This window comes from Streptococcus sp. UMB0029 (assembly GCF_002871495.1).
GTDB lineage: Bacteria > Bacillota > Bacilli > Lactobacillales > Streptococcaceae > Streptococcus.
Genome location: NZ_PNGD01000015.1, coordinates 1 through 17,223, shown reverse-complemented (window position 1 = coordinate 17,223; position 17,223 = coordinate 1). Strand labels below are relative to the sequence as shown.

The window sequence follows — 17,223 nt, the reverse complement described above, 5'->3', positions numbered from 1 at the left end:
AAACATATGGAGGCAAATATGAAACATTTAAAGACATTTTATAAAAAATGGTTTCAATTATTAATCGTTATCGTCATTAGCTTTTTTAGTGGGGCTTTGGGTAGTTTTTCAATAACCCAACTAACTCAAAAAAGTGGTGTAAGTAACTCCAACAACAATAGCACTATCACACAGACTGCCTATAAAAACGAAAATTCAACAACGCAGGCTGTTAATAAAGTAAAAGATGCCGTTGTTTCTGTTATTACTTATTCAGCAAATAGACAAAATAGCGTATTTGGTAATGATGATACTAATACAGATTCTCAGCAAATTTCTAGTGAAGGATCTGGGGTCATTTATAAAAAAAATGACAAAGAAGCTTACATTGTCACCAACAATCACGTTATAAATGGCGCCAGTAAAGTAGATATTCGCTTGTCAGATGGGACTAAAGTGCCTGGAGAAATCGTCGGAGCGGATACTTTCTCTGATATTGCTGTCGTCAAAATCTCTTCAGAAAAAGTGACAACAGTAGCTGAGTTTGGTGATTCTAGTAAGTTAACCGTAGGAGAAACTGCTATTGCTATTGGTAGCCCGCTAGGTTCTGAATATGCTAATACTGTCACTCAAGGTATTGTATCTAGTCTCAATCGAAATGTGTCCTTAAAATCTGAAGATGGACAAGCCATTTCTACAAAAGCCATCCAAACTGATACTGCTATTAACCCAGGTAACTCTGGTGGCCCACTGATCAATATCCAAGGACAGGTTATCGGAATTACCTCAAGTAAAATTGCAACAAATGGAGGAACATCTGTAGAAGGCCTTGGTTTCGCAATTCCTGCAAATGATGCTATCAATATTATTGAACAGTTAGAAAAGAACGGAAAAGTGACGCGTCCAGCTTTGGGAATCCAAATGGTCAATCTCTCCAATATTAATACAAGTGATATTAGAAGACTCAATATTCCAAGCAGTGTAACATCTGGTGTAGTTGTTCGTTCTGTACAAAGTAATATGCCTGCCAATGGTCACCTTGAAAAATACGATGTTATTACAAAAGTAGATGACAAAGAGATTGCTTCATCAACAGACTTACAAAGTGCTCTTTACAATCATTCTATCGGAGACACCATTAAGATAACCTACTATCGTAACAGTAAAGAAGAAACTACATCTATTAAACTTGACAAGAGTTCAGGTGATTTAGAATCTTAATTGACATCTATGTAAAGAAAACTTTACATAAGAGAAAAGATGTGTTAGTGTAGAATCATGGAAAAATTTGAAATAATTTCTATCACAGATATACAAAAAAATCCCTATCAACCTCGAAAAGAATTTGATAGAGAAAAACTACATGAACTAGCACAGTCTATCAAAGAAAATGGGGTCATTCAACCGATTATTGTTCGTCAATCTCCTGTGATTGGTTATGAAATCCTTGCAGGAGAGAGACGCTATCGTGCTTCACTTTTAGCTGGTCTAAGGTCTATCCCAGCTGTTGTTAAACAACTTTCAGACCAAGAGATGATGGTCCAGTCCATCATTGAAAATTTACAGAGAGAAAATTTGAATCCAATAGAAGAAGCACGCGCCTATGAATCTCTTGTAGAGAAAGGATTTACCCATGCTGAAATTGCAGATAAAATGGGCAAGTCTCGTCCTTATATCAGCAACTCCATTCGTTTGCTTTCCTTGCCAGAACAAATCCTCTCAGAAGTAGAAAATGGCAAACTATCACAAGCCCATGCACGTTCTCTAGTTGGGTTGAATAAGGAACAACAAGACTATTTCTTTCAACGAATTATGGAGGAAGATATTTCTGTAAGGAAGTTAGAAGCTCTTCTGACAGAGAAAAAACAAAAGAAACTGCAAAAAAATGATCATTTCATACAGAATGAAGAAGAGCAGTTAAAAAAACTACTCGGATTAGATGTAGAAATCAAACTGTCTAAAAAAGATAGTGGAAAAATCATTATTGCTTTCTCAAACCAAGAAGAATACAGTAGAATTATCAACAGCCTGAAATAAGGCTGTTCTTTTATTTTTTTATCTCACAAGGTTATCCACTATTTTTTTCAATAAAAAGCTTAATAAATCAATAGTTTCTGATTTTATCCCCAACCTGTGGATAAAACTTGATAACATTGTGGATTATTTCCCACAGCTTGTGGAAAATTCTTGCTATCTGTGGTAAAATAAATCTAGCATTAAACTTTTAAATAGTAAAGGAGGAGAAAGGATTGAAAGAAAAACAATTTTGGAATCGTATATTAGAATTTGCTCAAGAAAGACTGACTCGATCCATGTATGATTTCTATGCTATTCAAGCTGAACTCATCAAGGTAGAAGAAAATGTTGCTACTATATTTTTACCTCGATCTGAAATGGAAATGGTTTGGGAAAAACAACTAAAAGATATTATTGTAGTAGCTGGTTTTGAAATTTATGATGCTGAAATAACTCCCCATTATATTTTCACTAAACCTCAAGACACGACTATCTCACAAGTTGAAGAAGCTACAAATTCAACTCTTTATGACTATAGTCCAAAGTTAGCATCTATTCCTTATTCGGATACTGGATTAAAAGAAAAGTATACCTTTGATAATTTTATCCAAGGGGATGGAAATGTTTGGGCTGTATCAGCTGCTTTAGCTGTCTCTGAAGATTTAGCTCTGACCTATAATCCTCTTTTTATCTATGGAGGACCTGGGCTTGGTAAGACTCACTTATTAAACGCTATTGGAAATGAAATTCTAAAAAATATTCCGAATGCGCGTGTCAAATACATACCTGCTGAAAGCTTTATTAATGACTTTCTTGACCACCTAAGACTGGGGGAAATGGAAAAGTTTAAAAAGACCTACCGCAGTCTTGATCTTTTGTTAATAGATGATATCCAGTCACTTAGCGGAAAAAAAGTCGCAACTCAAGAAGAATTTTTCAATACCTTTAACGCCCTTCATGACAAGCAAAAACAGATTGTCCTAACGAGTGATCGTAGTCCAAAACATCTAGAAGGGCTTGAGGAGAGACTTGTCACGCGCTTTAGCTGGGGCTTGACGCAAAACATCACACCACCTGACTTTGAGACACGTATTGCCATTTTACAAAGCAAAACGGAACATTTGGACTACAATTTCCAAGGTGATACTCTAGAATACCTAGCTGGGCAATTTGATTCAAATGTTCGAGATCTTGAGGGAGCCATCAACGACATCACCTTAATTGCCAGAGTAAAAAAAATCAAGGATATCACTATTGATATTGCTGCAGAAGCCATTAGAGCTCGCAAACAGGATGTTAGCCAAATGCTCGTCATCCCAATTGACAAAATTCAAAATGAAGTTGGTAACTTTTATGGTATCAGTGTCAAAGAAATGAAGGGAAGCAGACGTCTTCAAAATATTGTTTTAGCCCGTCAAGTAGCCATGTATTTATCTAGAGAACTAACAGATAATAGTCTTCCAAAAATTGGGAAGGAATTTGGAGGAAAAGATCATACAACAGTCATTCACGCCCATGCAAAAATTAAATCTTTGATTGATGAAGACGATAATTTACGTTTAGAAATTGAATCAATCAAAAATAAAATAAAATAACTTGTGGATAACTTTCGCATTTTTATCTTTTTTATCCACATTTTTTAAACAAGCCAAAAATCTTGATATGACTTACTTTAAGTCTGTTTTCCACAGATTTCACAGACTCTATTATTACTATTATCCTTCTAATACTAAAAATAAATAAAGGAGAATCCATGATTCATTTTTCAATTAATAAAAATTTATTTCTACAAGCCTTAAATACTACTAAGAGAGCTATTAGTTCTAAAAATGCTATTCCTATTTTATCAACTGTCAAAATTGACGTAACCAATGAAGGTGTTACTTTAATTGGTTCAAATGGTCAGATTTCAATTGAAAATTTTATTTCTCAAAAAAATGAAGATGCTGGTTTGTTAATTACTTCTTTAGGTTCGATCCTTCTTGAAGCTTCTTTCTTTATCAATGTTGTATCTAGTCTTCCAGATGTGACTCTTGATTTTAAAGAAATTGAACAAAATCAAATTGTTTTAACAAGTGGCAAATCAGAAATTACCCTAAAAGGAAAAGATAGCGAGCAATATCCACGAATCCAAGAAATTTCAGCTAGTACTCCTTTGGTTCTTGAAACAAAATTACTCAAGAAAATTATCAATGAAACAGCTTTTGCGGCAAGTACACAAGAGAGTCGTCCAATTTTGACAGGTGTCCACTTCGTATTAAGTCAACACAAGGAGTTAAAAACAGTTGCAACAGACTCTCATCGTCTAAGCCAGAAGAAATTAACGCTTGAGAAAAATAGTGATGATTTTGATGTAGTGATTCCTAGTCGTTCTCTACGCGAATTTTCAGCGGTATTTACAGATGATATTGAAACTGTAGAGATTTTCTTTGCTAACAATCAAATCCTCTTTAGAAGTGAAAATATTAGCTTCTATACTCGTTTGTTAGAAGGTAACTATCCTGATACAGATCGCTTGATTCCAATAGACTTTAACACAACAATTACTTTTGATGTTGTAAACTTACGTCAGTCAATGGAACGTGCTCGTCTTTTATCAAGTGCGACTCAAAATGGTACTGTGAAACTTGAAATTAAAGGTGGGGTTGTTAGTGCTCATGTTCACTCTCCAGAAGTTGGTAAAGTAAACGAAGAAATCGATATTGATAAGGTGACTGGTGAAGATTTGACTATTAGTTTCAACCCAACTTACTTGATTGATTCTCTTAAGGCTTTAAATAGCGAAAAGGTGACCATTAGTTTTATCTCAGCTGTTCGTCCATTTACTCTTGTGCCAGCAGATACTGATGAGGACTTCATGCAACTTATCACCCCAGTTCGTACAAATTAAGTGAAAGAGGTTGAGCCTAGCTCGCCTCTTTTATGATATAATCGAAAAAGAAAAGGAGAGTAGTATGTATCAAGTTGGAAATTTTGTTGAAATGAAAAAACCACATGCTTGCACAATCAAGTCGACTGGTAAAAAGGCTAATCGTTGGGAAATTACACGTGTCGGGGCAGATATCAAAATAAAATGCAGTAATTGTGAGCATGTTGTCATGATGGGGCGATATGATTTTGATCGAAAAATGAATAAAATTATTGACTGATACTCAATGAAAATTAAAGAGCAAACTAGGAAACTAGCTGCAGGCTGTACTTGAGTACGGCAAGGCGACGTTGACGTGGTTTGAAGAGATTTTCGAAGAGTATGAGAACCCTTAGTTAGAGGGTTAGCAAGTTTTCCCTTTTTGTGTTATAATATTAGGGATTGAAATGAAAACGGAGAATGAGAAAATATGGCTTTAACAGCAGGTATCGTTGGTTTGCCAAACGTTGGTAAATCAACACTATTTAATGCAATTACAAAAGCAGGAGCAGAGGCGGCAAACTACCCATTTGCGACTATTGATCCAAACGTTGGAATGGTGGAAGTTCCAGATGAACGCCTACAAAAACTAACGGAAATGATTACACCTAAAAAGACAGTGCCAACAACATTTGAATTTACAGATATTGCAGGGATTGTAAAAGGAGCTTCAAAAGGAGAAGGGCTAGGGAATAAGTTCTTGGCCAATATTCGTGAAGTAGATGCGATTGTTCACGTAGTTCGTGCTTTTGATGATGAAAATGTGATGCGTGAGCAAGGACGTGAAGATGCCTTTGTGGATCCACTTGCAGATATTGATACAATTAATCTGGAATTGATTCTTGCTGACTTAGAATCAGTGAATAAACGCTATGCGCGTGTAGAAAAGATGGCACGTACGCAAAAAGATAAAGAATCAGTAGCAGAGTTTAATGTTCTTCAAAAGATTAAACCTGTTCTTGAAGATGGGAAATCAGCTCGCACCATCGAATTTACAGATGAAGAACAAAAAGTTGTCAAAGGTCTCTTCCTTTTGACAACTAAACCAGTTCTTTATGTTGCCAATGTAGATGAGGATGTAGTTTCAGATCCAGATTCTATCGACTATGTCAAACAAATTCGAGAATTTGCAGCGACAGAAAATGCTGAAGTAGTCGTTATTTCTGCGCGTGCTGAGGAAGAAATTTCTGAGTTAGACGATGAAGACAAGCAAGAATTTCTTGAAGCACTTGGATTGACAGAGTCAGGCGTTGACAAATTAACTCGTGCAGCTTATCACTTACTTGGACTTGGAACTTACTTCACAGCTGGTGAAAAAGAAGTTCGTGCTTGGACCTTTAAACGTGGTATGAAAGCTCCTCAAGCAGCTGGTATTATCCACTCAGACTTTGAAAAAGGATTTATTCGTGCAGTAACCATGTCATATGAGGATCTAGTGAAATACGGATCTGAAAAGGCCGTAAAAGAAGCTGGACGCTTGCGTGAAGAAGGAAAAGAATATATCGTTCAAGATGGCGATATCATGGAATTCCGCTTTAATGTCTAAAAAATTAATAAATGGTGTCAATTAGGTTGGAAAAAAATTCCAACCCTTTTGGCTTTTGAAAGGAAAAATAAATGACCAAATTACTTGTAGGATTGGGAAATCCAGGAGATAAATATTTTGAAACCAAACACAATGTTGGTTTTATGTTGATTGACCAACTAGCGAAGAAACAGAATGTCACTTTTACACACGATAAGATATTTCAAGCTGATCTAGCATCCTTTTTCTTCAATGGTGAAAAAATTTATCTTGTCAAACCAACGACCTTTATGAATGAAAGTGGAAAAGCGGTTCATGCTTTATTGACTTACTATGGTTTGAATATTGAAGATTTACTCATCATTTACGATGATCTTGATATGGAAGTTGGAAAGATTCGTTTAAGAGCAAAGGGCTCAGCAGGTGGTCATAATGGTATCAAGTCTATTATTCAACATATAGGGACTCAGGTTTTCAATCGTGTTAAGATTGGAATCGGAAGACCTAAAAATGGTATGTCAGTTGTTAACCATGTTTTGAGTACCTTTGACAAGGATGATTATATTGGTATTTTACAGTCTATTGACAAAGTTGACGATTCTGTAAACTACTATTTACAAGAGAAAAATTTTGAAAAAACGATGCAGAGGTATAACGGATAAATGGTGACCTTATTAGATTTATTCTCAGAAAATGATCAAATAAAAAAATGGCATCAAAATCTGACAGATAAAAGAAGACAATTAATGTTAGGCTTGTCAACTTCTACAAAAGCTTTAGCAATCGCCAGTAGTTTGAAGAAAGAAGATAAGATTGTTTTATTGACATCAACTTATGGAGAAGCAGAAGGGATAATTAGTGATCTTATTTCTATCTTAGGTGAGGAACTTGTCTATCCATTTTTGGTAGATGATTCCCCTATGGTCGAGTTTTTGATGTCTTCACAAGAAAAAATCATTTCACGAGTTGAAGCCTTGCGTTTTTTGAATGATCCATCTAAAAAAGGGATTTTAGTTTGTAATATTGCAGCAAGTCGATTGATTTTACCGTCTCCCAATGCATTTAAAGATAGTATTGTAAAAATAATAGTTGGTGAAGAATATGACCAACACGCGCTTACCTATCAGTTAAAGGAAATAGGCTATCGAAAGGTTACTCAAGTACAGACCCAAGGTGAGTTTAGTATTCGAGGAGATATTTTAGATATTTTTGAAATATCTCAGTTAGAACCTTGCAGAATTGAGTTTTTTGGTGATGAAGTAGATGGTATCAGGACATTTGAAGTCGAAACACAATTATCGAAAGAAAATCAGACAGAACTCACTATCTTTCCATCTAGCGATATGCTTTTAAGAGAAAAGGATTATCAACGAGGTCAATCAGCTTTAGAAAAACAAATTTCAAAGACTATGTCACCTATTCTGAAATCCTACCTAGAAGAAATTCTTTCAAGTTTTCACCAAAAACAAAGGCATGCAGATTCTCGGAAATTTTTATCTTTGTGTCATGAGAAATCATGGACTGTATTTGATTATATTGAAAAAAGCACACCAATATTCTTTGATGATTATCAAAAATTGATGAATCAGTATGAAGTCTTTGAAAGAGAATTAGCGCAATACTTTACAGAAGAGTTACAGAATAGTAAAGCATTTTCTGATATGCAGTATTTTGCGGATACTGAGAAAATATATAAAAAACAAAGTCCAGTGACCTTTTTTTCTAATCTGCAAAAGGGGTTAGGAAATCTCAAGTTTGACCAAATTTATCAATTTAATCAATATCCCATTCAGGAGTTTTTCAATCAATTTTCTTTTCTAAAAGAAGAAATTGAGCGATACAAAAAAATGGACTACACTATTATCTTGCAGTCTAGCAATTCAATAGGAAGCAAAACATTGGAGGATGTTTTAGAGGAATACCAGATTAAATTGGATTCCAGAGATAAGTCAAGTATCTGTAAAGAATCTGTAAACTTAATAGAGGGCAATCTCAGACATGGTTTTCATTTTGTAGATGAAAAGATTTTATTTATAACTGAACATGAGATTTTTCAAAAGAAATTAAAACGTCGTTTTCGAAGACAACATGTTTCAAATGCGGAGCGCTTAAAAGATTATAATGAACTTGAAAAAGGCGATTACGTTGTTCACCATATCCATGGAATTGGTCAATATCTAGGGATTGAAACAATTGAAATCAAGGGGCTTCACCGAGATTATGTCAGTGTTCAATATCAAAATGGTGATCAAATTTCTATCCCAGTAGAACAGATTCATCTACTGTCTAAATATGTTTCAAGTGACGGGAAAGCTCCAAAACTCAATAAATTAAATGACGGTCATTTTAAAAAAGCCAAGCAAAAAGTTAAGAATCAGGTAGAGGATATAGCAGACGATTTAATCAAACTCTATTCTGAGCGTAGTCAGTTGAAAGGTTATGCTTTTTCAGCTGATGATGAAGAGCAAGATGCTTTTGATGATGCTTTCCCTTATGTTGAAACAGATGATCAACTTCGTAGTATCGAGGAAATCAAGAGAGATATGCAGAATTCTCAACCAATGGATCGACTTCTAGTTGGGGATGTTGGTTTTGGAAAGACTGAAGTTGCAATGCGTGCAGCCTTTAAGGCGGTCAATGATCACAAACAGGTGGTCGTTCTAGTTCCTACGACAGTTTTAGCGCAACAGCACTACACGAATTTTAAGGAACGATTCCAAAATTTTGCTGTTAATATTGATGTGTTGAGTCGCTTTAGAAGTAAAAAAGAGCAGACTGAAACACTTGAAAAATTGAAAAACGGTCAAGTCGATATTTTAATTGGAACACATCGTGTTTTGTCAAAAGATGTTGTGTTTTCTGATTTGGGCTTGATGATTATTGATGAGGAACAACGATTTGGTGTCAAGCATAAGGAAACCTTGAAAGAGTTGAAGAAACAAGTGGATGTTCTGACTTTGACAGCTACGCCAATCCCTCGTACCCTTCATATGTCTATGCTGGGAATCAGAGATTTGTCTGTTATTGAAACTCCTCCAACCAATCGCTATCCTGTTCAAACCTATGTATTGGAGAAGAATGATAGTGTCATTCGTGATGCGGTCTTGCGTGAAATGGAGCGTGGAGGTCAAGTTTACTATCTTTACAATAAAGTTGACACAATTGATCAGAAGGTTTCAGAATTACAGGAGCTGATTCCAGAGGCTGCGATTGGTTATGTTCATGGTCGCATGAGTGAAATCCAGTTGGAAAATACTCTATTAGACTTTATTGAGGGACAATACGATATCTTGGTAACAACTACCATTATTGAGACAGGGGTGGACATTCCAAATGCCAATACCTTATTTATTGAAAATGCAGATCATATGGGCTTGTCAACCTTGTATCAATTAAGAGGAAGAGTCGGTCGTAGTAATCGGATTGCTTATGCTTATCTCATGTATCGTCCAGAAAAATCGATTAGTGAAGTCTCTGAAAAGAGATTAGAAGCAATTAAAGGATTTACAGAATTGGGCTCAGGATTTAAGATTGCGATGCGAGATCTTTCTATTCGTGGAGCAGGAAATCTCTTAGGAAAATCCCAGTCTGGTTTCATTGATTCTGTTGGTTTTGAATTATATTCACAGTTACTAGAGGAAGCAATTGCTAAACGAAACGGGAATGCTAACACAAGAACCAAAGGGAATGCTGAGTTGATTTTACAAATTGATGCTTATCTTCCTGATACTTATATTTCAGACCAACGACATAAGATTGAAATTTATAAAAAAATTCGTCAAATTGACAACCGTGTCAATTATGAAGAGTTACAAGAAGAGTTGATGGACCGCTTTGGAGAATACCCAGACGTAGTAGCCTATCTTTTAGAGATTGGTTTGGTCAAGTCATATTTGGACAAGGTCTTTGTTCAACGTGTGGAAAGAAAAGATAATAAAATTACAGTTCAATTTGAAAAAGTCACTCAACGACTGTTTTTAGCTCAAGATTATTTTAAAGCTTTATCGGAAACAAACTTAAAAGCAGCTATAGCTGAAAATGAAGGATTAATGGAGCTTGTATTTGATGTCCGAAATAAGAAAGATTATGAAATTTTAGAAGGTCTGATAATTTTTGGAGAAAGTTTATTAGAGATAAAAGAGTCGAAGGAAGAAAATGCCATTTGATATTTTTCTTCTATAAAATAGATAAAAATGGTAGAATAATAAGTTGAGGTAATAAAGATGAGATTAGACAAATATTTAAAAGTATCACGAATTATCAAGCGTCGTACAGTCGCAAAGGAAGTAGCAGATAAAGGTAGAATCAAGGTAAATGGGATCTTGGCCAAAAGTTCAACGGATTTGAAAGTTAATGACCAAGTTGAAATTCGTTTTGGCAATAAGTTGCTACTTGTAAAAGTACTGGAGATGAAAGATAGTACAAAAAAAGAAGATGCAGTGGGCATGTATGAAATTATCAGTGAAACACGGGTAGAAGAAAATGTCTAAGAATATTGTACAATTGAATAATTCTTTTATTCAAAATGAACACCAACGTCGTCGCTATCTGATGAAGGAACGACAAAAACGTAATCGTTTCATGGGTTGGGTTCTCATTTTGATGATTTTATTGTTCATTTTACCAACTTATAATCTTTCTCAAAGCTATCACCAATTACTTCAAAGACGTCAACAGTTATTAGACTTGCAAACTCAGTATCAAACCTTGAGTGAGGAAAAGGAGAAAGAGACAGCTTTTGCTACAAAGTTGAAAGATGAAGATTACGCTGCTAAATACATGCGTGCAAAATATTATTATTCTAAGAATAGGGAAGAAGTTTATACGATTCCTGACTTGCTCCCAAGGTGATAAAATGGAAAATTTATTAGACGTAATAGAGCAATTTTTGAGTCTATCGGATGAAAAGTTGGAAGAGTTGGCTGATAAAAATCAATTATTGCGTTTACAAGAAGAAAAGGAAAGGAAGAATGCGTAAATTCTTAATTATTTTGTTGCTACCAAGTTTTTTGACAGTTTCAAAAGTCGTTAGCACAGAAAAAGAAGTAGTCTATACTTCGAAAGAAATTTATTACCTTTCACAATCTGACTTTGGTATTTATTTTAAAGAAAAGCTAAGTTCTCCTATGGTTTTTGGAGAAGTTCCTGTCTATGCGAATGAAGATTTAGTAGTGGAATCTGGAAAATTGACTCCCAAAACAAGTTTCCAAATAACCGAGTGGCGCTTAAATAAACAAGGAATTCCAGTATTTAAGTTATCCAACCATCAATTTATAGCTGCAGACAAACGTTTTTTATACAATCAGTCAGAGGTAACTTCTACAATAAAAAAAGTATGGTTAGAATCTGATTTTAAACTGTACAATAGCCCTTATGATTTAAAAGAAGTGAAATCATCCTTATCAGCTTATTCACAAGTATCAATCGATAAGACCATGTTTGTAGAAGGAAGAGAATTTCTACATATTGATCAGGCTGGATGGGTAGATAAGGAATCAACTTCTGAAGAAGATAATCGGATGAGTAAAGTCCAAGAAATGTTATCTGAAAAATATCAGAAGGATTCATTCTCTATTTATGTTAAGCAACTGACTACTGGAAAAGAAGCTGGTATCAATCAAGATGAAAAGATGTATGCAGCTAGCGTTTTAAAACTCCCTTATCTTTATTATACGCAAGAAAAAATCAATGAGGGTCTGTATCAGTTAGATTCGACTGTAAAATACGTATCAGCAGTTAATGATTTTCCAGGTTCTTATAAACCAGAGGGAAGTGGTAGTCTTCCTAAAAAAGAGGATAATAAAGAATATTCTCTAAAGGATTTAATTACGAAAGTATCAAAAGAATCGGATAACGTAGCTCATAATCTATTGGGATATTACCTTTCAAATCAATCTGATGCAACATTTAAGTCCAAGATGTCTGCTATTATGGGAGATGATTGGGATACAAAAGAAAAATTGATTTCTTCTAAAATGGCTGGGAAAGTTATGGAAGCTATTTATAATCAAAATGGATTTGTATTGGAGTCCTTGACCAAAACAGATTTTGATAATCAGCGAATTGCCAAAGGTGTTTCTGTGAAGGTAGCTCATAAAATTGGGGATGCGGACGAATTTGAGCATGATACGGGTGTTGTCTATGCAGATTCTCCATTTGTTCTTTCAATTTTCACTAAAAATTCTGATTATGATACTATTTCTCAGATAGCCCAAGATGTTTATGAGGTTCTAAAATGAGGGAACAGGATTTTTTAAATCATTTTCTCAAAAGAGGATATTTTAAAAAGCATGCTAAAGTGGTGCTAGCTCTTTCTGGTGGATTAGATTCTATGTTTCTATTTAAGGTATTGTCTACTTATCAAGAAGAGTTAGAAATTGAATTGATTCTAGCTCATGTTAATCATAAGCAGAGAGTAGAATCAGATTGGGAAGAAAAGGAATTAAGGAAGTTGGCTGCTGAAGCTGGACTTCCTATTTATGTCAGCAATTTTTCAGGAGAATTTTCAGAAGCGCGTGCACGAAATTTTCGTTATGATTTTTTTCAAGAGGTCATGAAAAATACAGGTGCGACAGCCTTAGTCACTGCCCACCATTCTGATGACCAGGTGGAAACGATTTTGATGCGTTTGATTCGAGGCACTCGTTTGCGCTATCTATCAGGAATTAGGGAGAAGCAAGTAGTCGGGGATATAGAAATGATTCGTCCCTTCTTGTATTTTCAGAAAAAAGACTTTCCATCAATTTTTCACTTTGAAGATACATCAAATAAGGAAAATCATTATTTTCGTAATCGTATTCGAAATTCTTATTTACCAGAATTAGAAAAAGAAAATCCTAGATTTAGAGATGCAATCTTAAGTATCGGAAATGAAATTTTAGATTATGACTTAGCTATAGCTGAATTATCAAAGAATATTGATGTAGAAAATTTAGAGCAGTTATTGTCTTACTCTGAGTCGACACAAAGAGTTTTACTTCAAACTTACCTGAATCGTTTTCCAGATTTGAATCTCACAAAAGCTCAGTTTGAAGAAGTTAGACAAATTTTAAAAACTAAAAGCCAGTATCGTCATCCGCTTAAAAATGGTTATGAACTAGTAAAAGAGTATCAACAGTTTCGGATTTGTAAAATCAGTCCGCAGGCTGATGAAAAGGAAGATGAACTTGTGTTACACTATCAAAATCAGGTATTTTATCAAGGATACATATTTTCCTTTGGAATTCCTTTAGAAGGTGAATCAATTCAACAAATACCTGTTTCACGCGAAACATCCATACACATTCGTCATCGAAAAACAGGAGATTTTTTGATTCAAAATGGGCATAGAAAAAAACTCAGACGTTTATTTATTGATTTGAAAATCCCTATGGAAAAGCGAAAATCTGCTCTGATTATTGAGCAATTTGGTGAAATTGTTTCAATTTTGGGAATTGCGACCAGTAATTTGAGTAAAAACACGAAAAATGATATAATGAACACTGTACTTTATATAGAAAAAATAGATAGGTAAAAAAATGTTAGAAAACGATATTAAAAAAATCCTCGTTTCACACGATGAAATTACAGAAGCTGCTAAAAAATTAGGTGCTCAACTCACTAAAGACTATGCAGGAAAAAATCCAATCTTAGTTGGGATTTTAAAAGGATCTATTCCTTTTATGGCTGAATTGATTAAACATATCGACACACATATTGAAATGGACTTCATGATGGTTTCTAGCTATCATGGTGGAACAGCAAGTAGCGGTGTGATCAATATTAAACAAGATGTGACTCAAGATATCAAAGGAAGACATGTTCTATTTGTAGAAGATATCATTGATACAGGTCAAACTTTGAAAAATTTACGAGATATGTTTATTGAAAGAGAAGCTGCTTCTGTTAAAATTGCAACCTTGTTGGATAAACCAGAGGGACGTGTTGTAGAAATTGAAGCTGACTATACCTGCTTTACTATTCCAAATGAGTTTGTAGTAGGTTATGGTTTAGATTACAAAGAAAATTATCGTAACCTTCCTTATGTTGGAGTATTGAAAGAAGAAGTGTATTCAAATTAGAAAGAACAATTTTTAATGAAAAAACAAAATAATGGTTTAATTAAAAATCCTTTTCTATGGTTATTACTTATTTTTTTCCTAGTTACAGCTTATCAGTATTTTAGTACAGGTAGTGTTGCAGGGAAAAGTGAGCAAATTAATTATACAGAATTGGTAAAAGAAATTACCGATGACAATGTAAAAGAATTAACTTACCAACCAAATGGCAGTGTTATCGAGGTTTCGGGTGTTTATAAAAATCCTAAAACAAGTAAAGAAGAAACAGGCATTCAGTTCTTTTCTCCTTCTGCTACAACAGTAGAGAAATTTTCAAGCATCATTCTTCCTTCAGATACGACAGTATCCGAATTGCAAAAACTTGCTTCTGACCATAAAGCGGAAGTAACTGTTAAGCATGAAAGTTCAAGTGGTATGTGGATTAATATTCTTGTATCCATTGTGCCATTCGGTATTCTTTTCTTCTTCCTATTCTCTATGATGGGAAATATGGGAGGAAATAATGGCCGTAACCCAATGAGTTTTGGACGTAGTAAGGCTAAGGCTGCAAATAAAGAAGATATTAAAGTAAGATTTTCAGATGTTGCTGGAGCTGAGGAAGAAAAACAAGAACTAGTTGAAGTTGTTGAATTCTTAAAAGATCCAAAACGATTTACAAAACTTGGAGCCCGTATTCCAGCAGGTGTTCTTTTGGAGGGACCTCCAGGAACAGGTAAAACTTTGCTTGCTAAGGCAGTAGCCGGAGAAGCAGGTGTTCCATTCTTTAGTATTTCAGGTTCTGACTTTGTAGAAATGTTTGTCGGAGTTGGAGCTAGTCGTGTTCGTTCTCTTTTTGAAGATGCCAAAAAAGCAGCACCAGCTATTATCTTTATCGATGAAATTGATGCTGTTGGACGTCAGCGTGGAGTTGGTCTTGGCGGAGGAAATGACGAACGTGAACAAACATTGAACCAACTCTTGATTGAGATGGATGGTTTTGAGGGAAATGAAGGGATTATCGTCATCGCTGCGACAAACCGTTCAGATGTACTTGACCCTGCCCTTCTGCGCCCAGGACGTTTTGATAGAAAAGTCTTGGTTGGTCGCCCTGATGTTAAAGGTCGTGAAGCAATCTTGAAAGTTCATGCTAAGAACAAGCCTTTAGCAGAAGATGTTGATTTGCAATTAGTGGCTCAACAAACTCCAGGTTTTGTTGGAGCTGATTTAGAGAATGTATTGAATGAAGCAGCCTTGGTTGCTGCTCGTCGTAATAAATCGATAATTGATGCTTCAGATATTGATGAAGCAGAAGATAGAGTTATTGCGGGACCTTCTAAAAAAGATAAGACAGTGTCACAAAAAGAACGTGAATTGGTTGCCTACCATGAGGCAGGACATACCATTGTTGGCCTAGTCTTATCGAATGCCCGCGTTGTTCATAAAGTTACCATCGTACCACGTGGACGTGCAGGTGGTTATATGATTGCACTTCCTAAAGAAGACCAAATGCTTCTGTCTAAAGAAGATATGAAAGAGCAATTGGCTGGCTTGATGGGTGGACGTGTAGCTGAAGAAATTATCTTTAATGTCCAAACGACAGGAGCTTCAAATGACTTTGAACAAGCAACACAAATGGCGCGTGCAATGGTTACAGAGTACGGTATGAGTGAAAAACTTGGTCCGGTACAATATGAGGGTAATCATGCTATGTTTGGTGCGCAAAGTCCTCAAAAATCAATTTCAGAACAAACAGCTTATGAAATTGACGAAGAGGTTCGTTCATTATTGAATGAAGCACGAAATAAAGCTGCTGAAATTATTCAGTCAAATCGTGAAACTCACAAGTTGATTGCAGAAGCATTATTGAAATACGAAACATTGGATAGTACACAAATTAAATCTCTTTACGAAACAGGAAAGATGCCTGAAACAGTAGAAGAGGAATCTCATGCACTATCTTATGATGAAGTAAAGTCAAAAATGAATGACGAAAAATAACCCAAAGAGAGGCAAGTCCTCTCTTTTTTGTGCAGTTGAGGCGGTGAAGAGAACAGAATGGAGGAAACGAACCTAATTATCTTCTTTATTTGTTAAACTGTATCTAGAAAGGGGAACATTATGCTTAAAGAATTGTATGAAGAAGTTCAAGGTATTGTGTACAAGTGTAGAAATGAATATTACTTACATTTATGGGAGTTATCGGATTGGGACCAAGAGGGTATGATTTGCTTACATGAATTGATTAGTAAAGAGGAAAGATTATCAGAAGATATACCACGTTTACGTAAATATTTCAAAACTAAGTTCCGGAATCGGATTTTAGATTATATCCGTAAGCAAGAAAGTCAAAAACGAAGATATGATAAAGAACCATATGAAGAAGTAGGTGAGATTAGTCATCGTATAAGTGAGGGAGGTCTCTGGCTAGATGACTATTATCTCTTTCATGAAATCCTAAGAGATTATAGAAGCAAACAAAGTAAAGAGCAACAAGAAGAGTTAGAACGCGTCTTAAGAAATGAACGATTCCGAGGTCGTCAAAGAGTATTAAGAGACTTACGCATTGTGTTTAAAGAGTTTGACATCCGTACACATTAGGAAGTCATGCAAAAAAATTGAAAAAAATTAGAAAAAGGTGTTGACAAAGTTTGAAAAGCCTGTATAATAGTAAGAGTTGAAAATAACAACTCTGGTCCGTTGGTCAAGGGGTTAAGACACCGCCTTTTCACGGCGGTAACACGGGTTCGAATCCCGTACGG

The 17,223-nt window shown here is 35.2% G+C and carries 16 protein-coding genes; all 16 read left to right on the top strand.

Annotated elements, in window-relative coordinates:
• Window positions 1-18: 18 nt before the first annotated feature.
• The 16 genes from CJ239_RS09890 to CJ239_RS09820 all read left to right on the top strand — a co-directional run bounded on the left by CJ239_RS09890 (window position 19) and on the right by CJ239_RS09820 (window position 17,062).
• Entirely contained in the window at window positions 19-1,200 is a 1,182-nt protein-coding gene (locus tag CJ239_RS09890; RefSeq protein WP_102211437.1) for a S1C family serine protease, read from the top strand.
• Window positions 1,201-1,257: 57 nt separating this feature from the next.
• Entirely contained in the window at window positions 1,258-2,016 is a 759-nt protein-coding gene (locus tag CJ239_RS09885) for a ParB/RepB/Spo0J family partition protein (protein WP_102211436.1), read from the top strand.
• 212 nt (window positions 2,017-2,228) lie between these two features.
• Complete coding sequence (gene dnaA / locus CJ239_RS09880; RefSeq protein ID WP_102211435.1) at window positions 2,229-3,590, top strand: chromosomal replication initiator protein DnaA; 1,362 nt, start codon at window positions 2,229-2,231, stop codon at window positions 3,588-3,590.
• A gap of 158 nt (window positions 3,591-3,748) precedes the next feature.
• Entirely contained in the window at window positions 3,749-4,885 is a 1,137-nt protein-coding gene (dnaN, locus tag CJ239_RS09875) for a DNA polymerase III subunit beta (protein ID WP_102211434.1), read from the top strand.
• A 64-nt stretch (window positions 4,886-4,949) separates the two neighbouring features.
• Entirely contained in the window at window positions 4,950-5,144 is a 195-nt protein-coding gene (locus CJ239_RS09870) for a DUF951 domain-containing protein (RefSeq protein ID WP_016397288.1), read from the top strand.
• A 189-nt stretch (window positions 5,145-5,333) separates the two neighbouring features.
• The gene (gene ychF / locus CJ239_RS09865) at window positions 5,334-6,449 is read left to right on the top strand and encodes a redox-regulated ATPase YchF (RefSeq protein WP_001218700.1); all 1,116 of its coding nucleotides are present in this window, start codon (window positions 5,334-5,336) and stop codon (window positions 6,447-6,449) included.
• Between the two features lie 71 nt (window positions 6,450-6,520).
• On the top strand, window positions 6,521-7,090 hold the full coding sequence (pth, locus tag CJ239_RS09860) for an aminoacyl-tRNA hydrolase (protein ID WP_042900053.1): 570 nt from the start codon (window positions 6,521-6,523) through the stop codon (window positions 7,088-7,090).
• The gene (mfd, locus tag CJ239_RS09855; protein WP_102211433.1) at window positions 7,091-10,594 is read left to right on the top strand and encodes a transcription-repair coupling factor; all 3,504 of its coding nucleotides are present in this window, start codon (window positions 7,091-7,093) and stop codon (window positions 10,592-10,594) included.
• A gap of 57 nt (window positions 10,595-10,651) precedes the next feature.
• Window positions 10,652-10,918 carry an RNA-binding S4 domain-containing protein gene (locus CJ239_RS09850; protein ID WP_084928693.1) on the top strand — a complete coding sequence of 89 codons (267 nt, stop codon included), beginning with the start codon at window positions 10,652-10,654 and terminating at the stop codon, window positions 10,916-10,918.
• Window positions 10,911-11,279: a septum formation initiator family protein gene (locus CJ239_RS09845; protein WP_102211432.1), complete on the top strand. Its 369-nt coding sequence runs from the start codon at window positions 10,911-10,913 to the stop codon at window positions 11,277-11,279. The genes CJ239_RS09850 and CJ239_RS09845 overlap by 8 nt, the downstream gene beginning before the upstream one ends.
• Window positions 11,280-11,283: 4 nt before the next feature.
• The gene (locus CJ239_RS12290) at window positions 11,284-11,406 is read left to right on the top strand and encodes an SP_0009 family protein (protein ID WP_000429334.1); all 123 of its coding nucleotides are present in this window, start codon (window positions 11,284-11,286) and stop codon (window positions 11,404-11,406) included.
• The gene (locus CJ239_RS09840) at window positions 11,399-12,667 is read left to right on the top strand and encodes a serine hydrolase (RefSeq protein WP_102211431.1); all 1,269 of its coding nucleotides are present in this window, start codon (window positions 11,399-11,401) and stop codon (window positions 12,665-12,667) included. Before CJ239_RS12290 ends, CJ239_RS09840 begins: the two co-directional genes overlap by 8 nt.
• Window positions 12,664-13,941 carry a tRNA lysidine(34) synthetase TilS gene (tilS, locus tag CJ239_RS09835; protein ID WP_102211430.1) on the top strand — a complete coding sequence of 426 codons (1,278 nt, stop codon included), beginning with the start codon at window positions 12,664-12,666 and terminating at the stop codon, window positions 13,939-13,941. Before CJ239_RS09840 ends, tilS begins: the two co-directional genes overlap by 4 nt.
• Before the next feature lie 4 nt (window positions 13,942-13,945).
• A complete protein-coding gene (hpt, locus tag CJ239_RS09830; RefSeq protein ID WP_102211429.1) occupies window positions 13,946-14,488 on the top strand; it encodes a hypoxanthine phosphoribosyltransferase in 543 nt (180 codons plus the stop codon).
• 15 nt (window positions 14,489-14,503) lie between these two features.
• A complete protein-coding gene (ftsH, locus tag CJ239_RS09825) occupies window positions 14,504-16,462 on the top strand; it encodes an ATP-dependent zinc metalloprotease FtsH (protein WP_102211428.1) in 1,959 nt (652 codons plus the stop codon).
• Between the two features lie 120 nt (window positions 16,463-16,582).
• Window positions 16,583-17,062 carry a sigma-70 family RNA polymerase sigma factor gene (locus tag CJ239_RS09820; protein WP_102211427.1) on the top strand — a complete coding sequence of 160 codons (480 nt, stop codon included), beginning with the start codon at window positions 16,583-16,585 and terminating at the stop codon, window positions 17,060-17,062.
• Window positions 17,063-17,223: the final 161 nt, after the last annotated feature.

Excerpts from the sequence above, each read along its gene's own strand:
- CJ239_RS09850 (WP_084928693.1), top strand. The coding sequence starts at position 10,652 with ATGAGATTAGACAAATATTTAAAAGTATCACGAATTATCAAGCGTCGT.
- CJ239_RS09820 (WP_102211427.1), top strand. The coding sequence starts at position 16,583 with ATGCTTAAAGAATTGTATGAAGAAGTTCAAGGTATTGTGTACAAGTGT.
- CJ239_RS09890 (WP_102211437.1), top strand. The coding sequence starts at position 19 with ATGAAACATTTAAAGACATTTTATAAAAAATGGTTTCAATTATTAATC.
- CJ239_RS09845 (WP_102211432.1), top strand. The coding sequence starts at position 10,911 with ATGTCTAAGAATATTGTACAATTGAATAATTCTTTTATTCAAAATGAA.
- CJ239_RS09885 (WP_102211436.1), top strand. The coding sequence starts at position 1,258 with ATGGAAAAATTTGAAATAATTTCTATCACAGATATACAAAAAAATCCC.
- pth (WP_042900053.1), top strand. The coding sequence starts at position 6,521 with ATGACCAAATTACTTGTAGGATTGGGAAATCCAGGAGATAAATATTTT.
- ychF (WP_001218700.1), top strand. The coding sequence starts at position 5,334 with ATGGCTTTAACAGCAGGTATCGTTGGTTTGCCAAACGTTGGTAAATCA.
- dnaN (WP_102211434.1), top strand. The coding sequence starts at position 3,749 with ATGATTCATTTTTCAATTAATAAAAATTTATTTCTACAAGCCTTAAAT.
- CJ239_RS09870 (WP_016397288.1), top strand. The coding sequence starts at position 4,950 with ATGTATCAAGTTGGAAATTTTGTTGAAATGAAAAAACCACATGCTTGC.
- tilS (WP_102211430.1), top strand. The coding sequence starts at position 12,664 with ATGAGGGAACAGGATTTTTTAAATCATTTTCTCAAAAGAGGATATTTT.
- mfd (WP_102211433.1), top strand. The coding sequence starts at position 7,091 with ATGGTGACCTTATTAGATTTATTCTCAGAAAATGATCAAATAAAAAAA.
- CJ239_RS09840 (WP_102211431.1), top strand. The coding sequence starts at position 11,399 with ATGCGTAAATTCTTAATTATTTTGTTGCTACCAAGTTTTTTGACAGTT.
- ftsH (WP_102211428.1), top strand. The coding sequence starts at position 14,504 with ATGAAAAAACAAAATAATGGTTTAATTAAAAATCCTTTTCTATGGTTA.
- CJ239_RS12290 (WP_000429334.1), top strand. The coding sequence starts at position 11,284 with ATGGAAAATTTATTAGACGTAATAGAGCAATTTTTGAGTCTATCGGAT.
- hpt (WP_102211429.1), top strand. The coding sequence starts at position 13,946 with ATGTTAGAAAACGATATTAAAAAAATCCTCGTTTCACACGATGAAATT.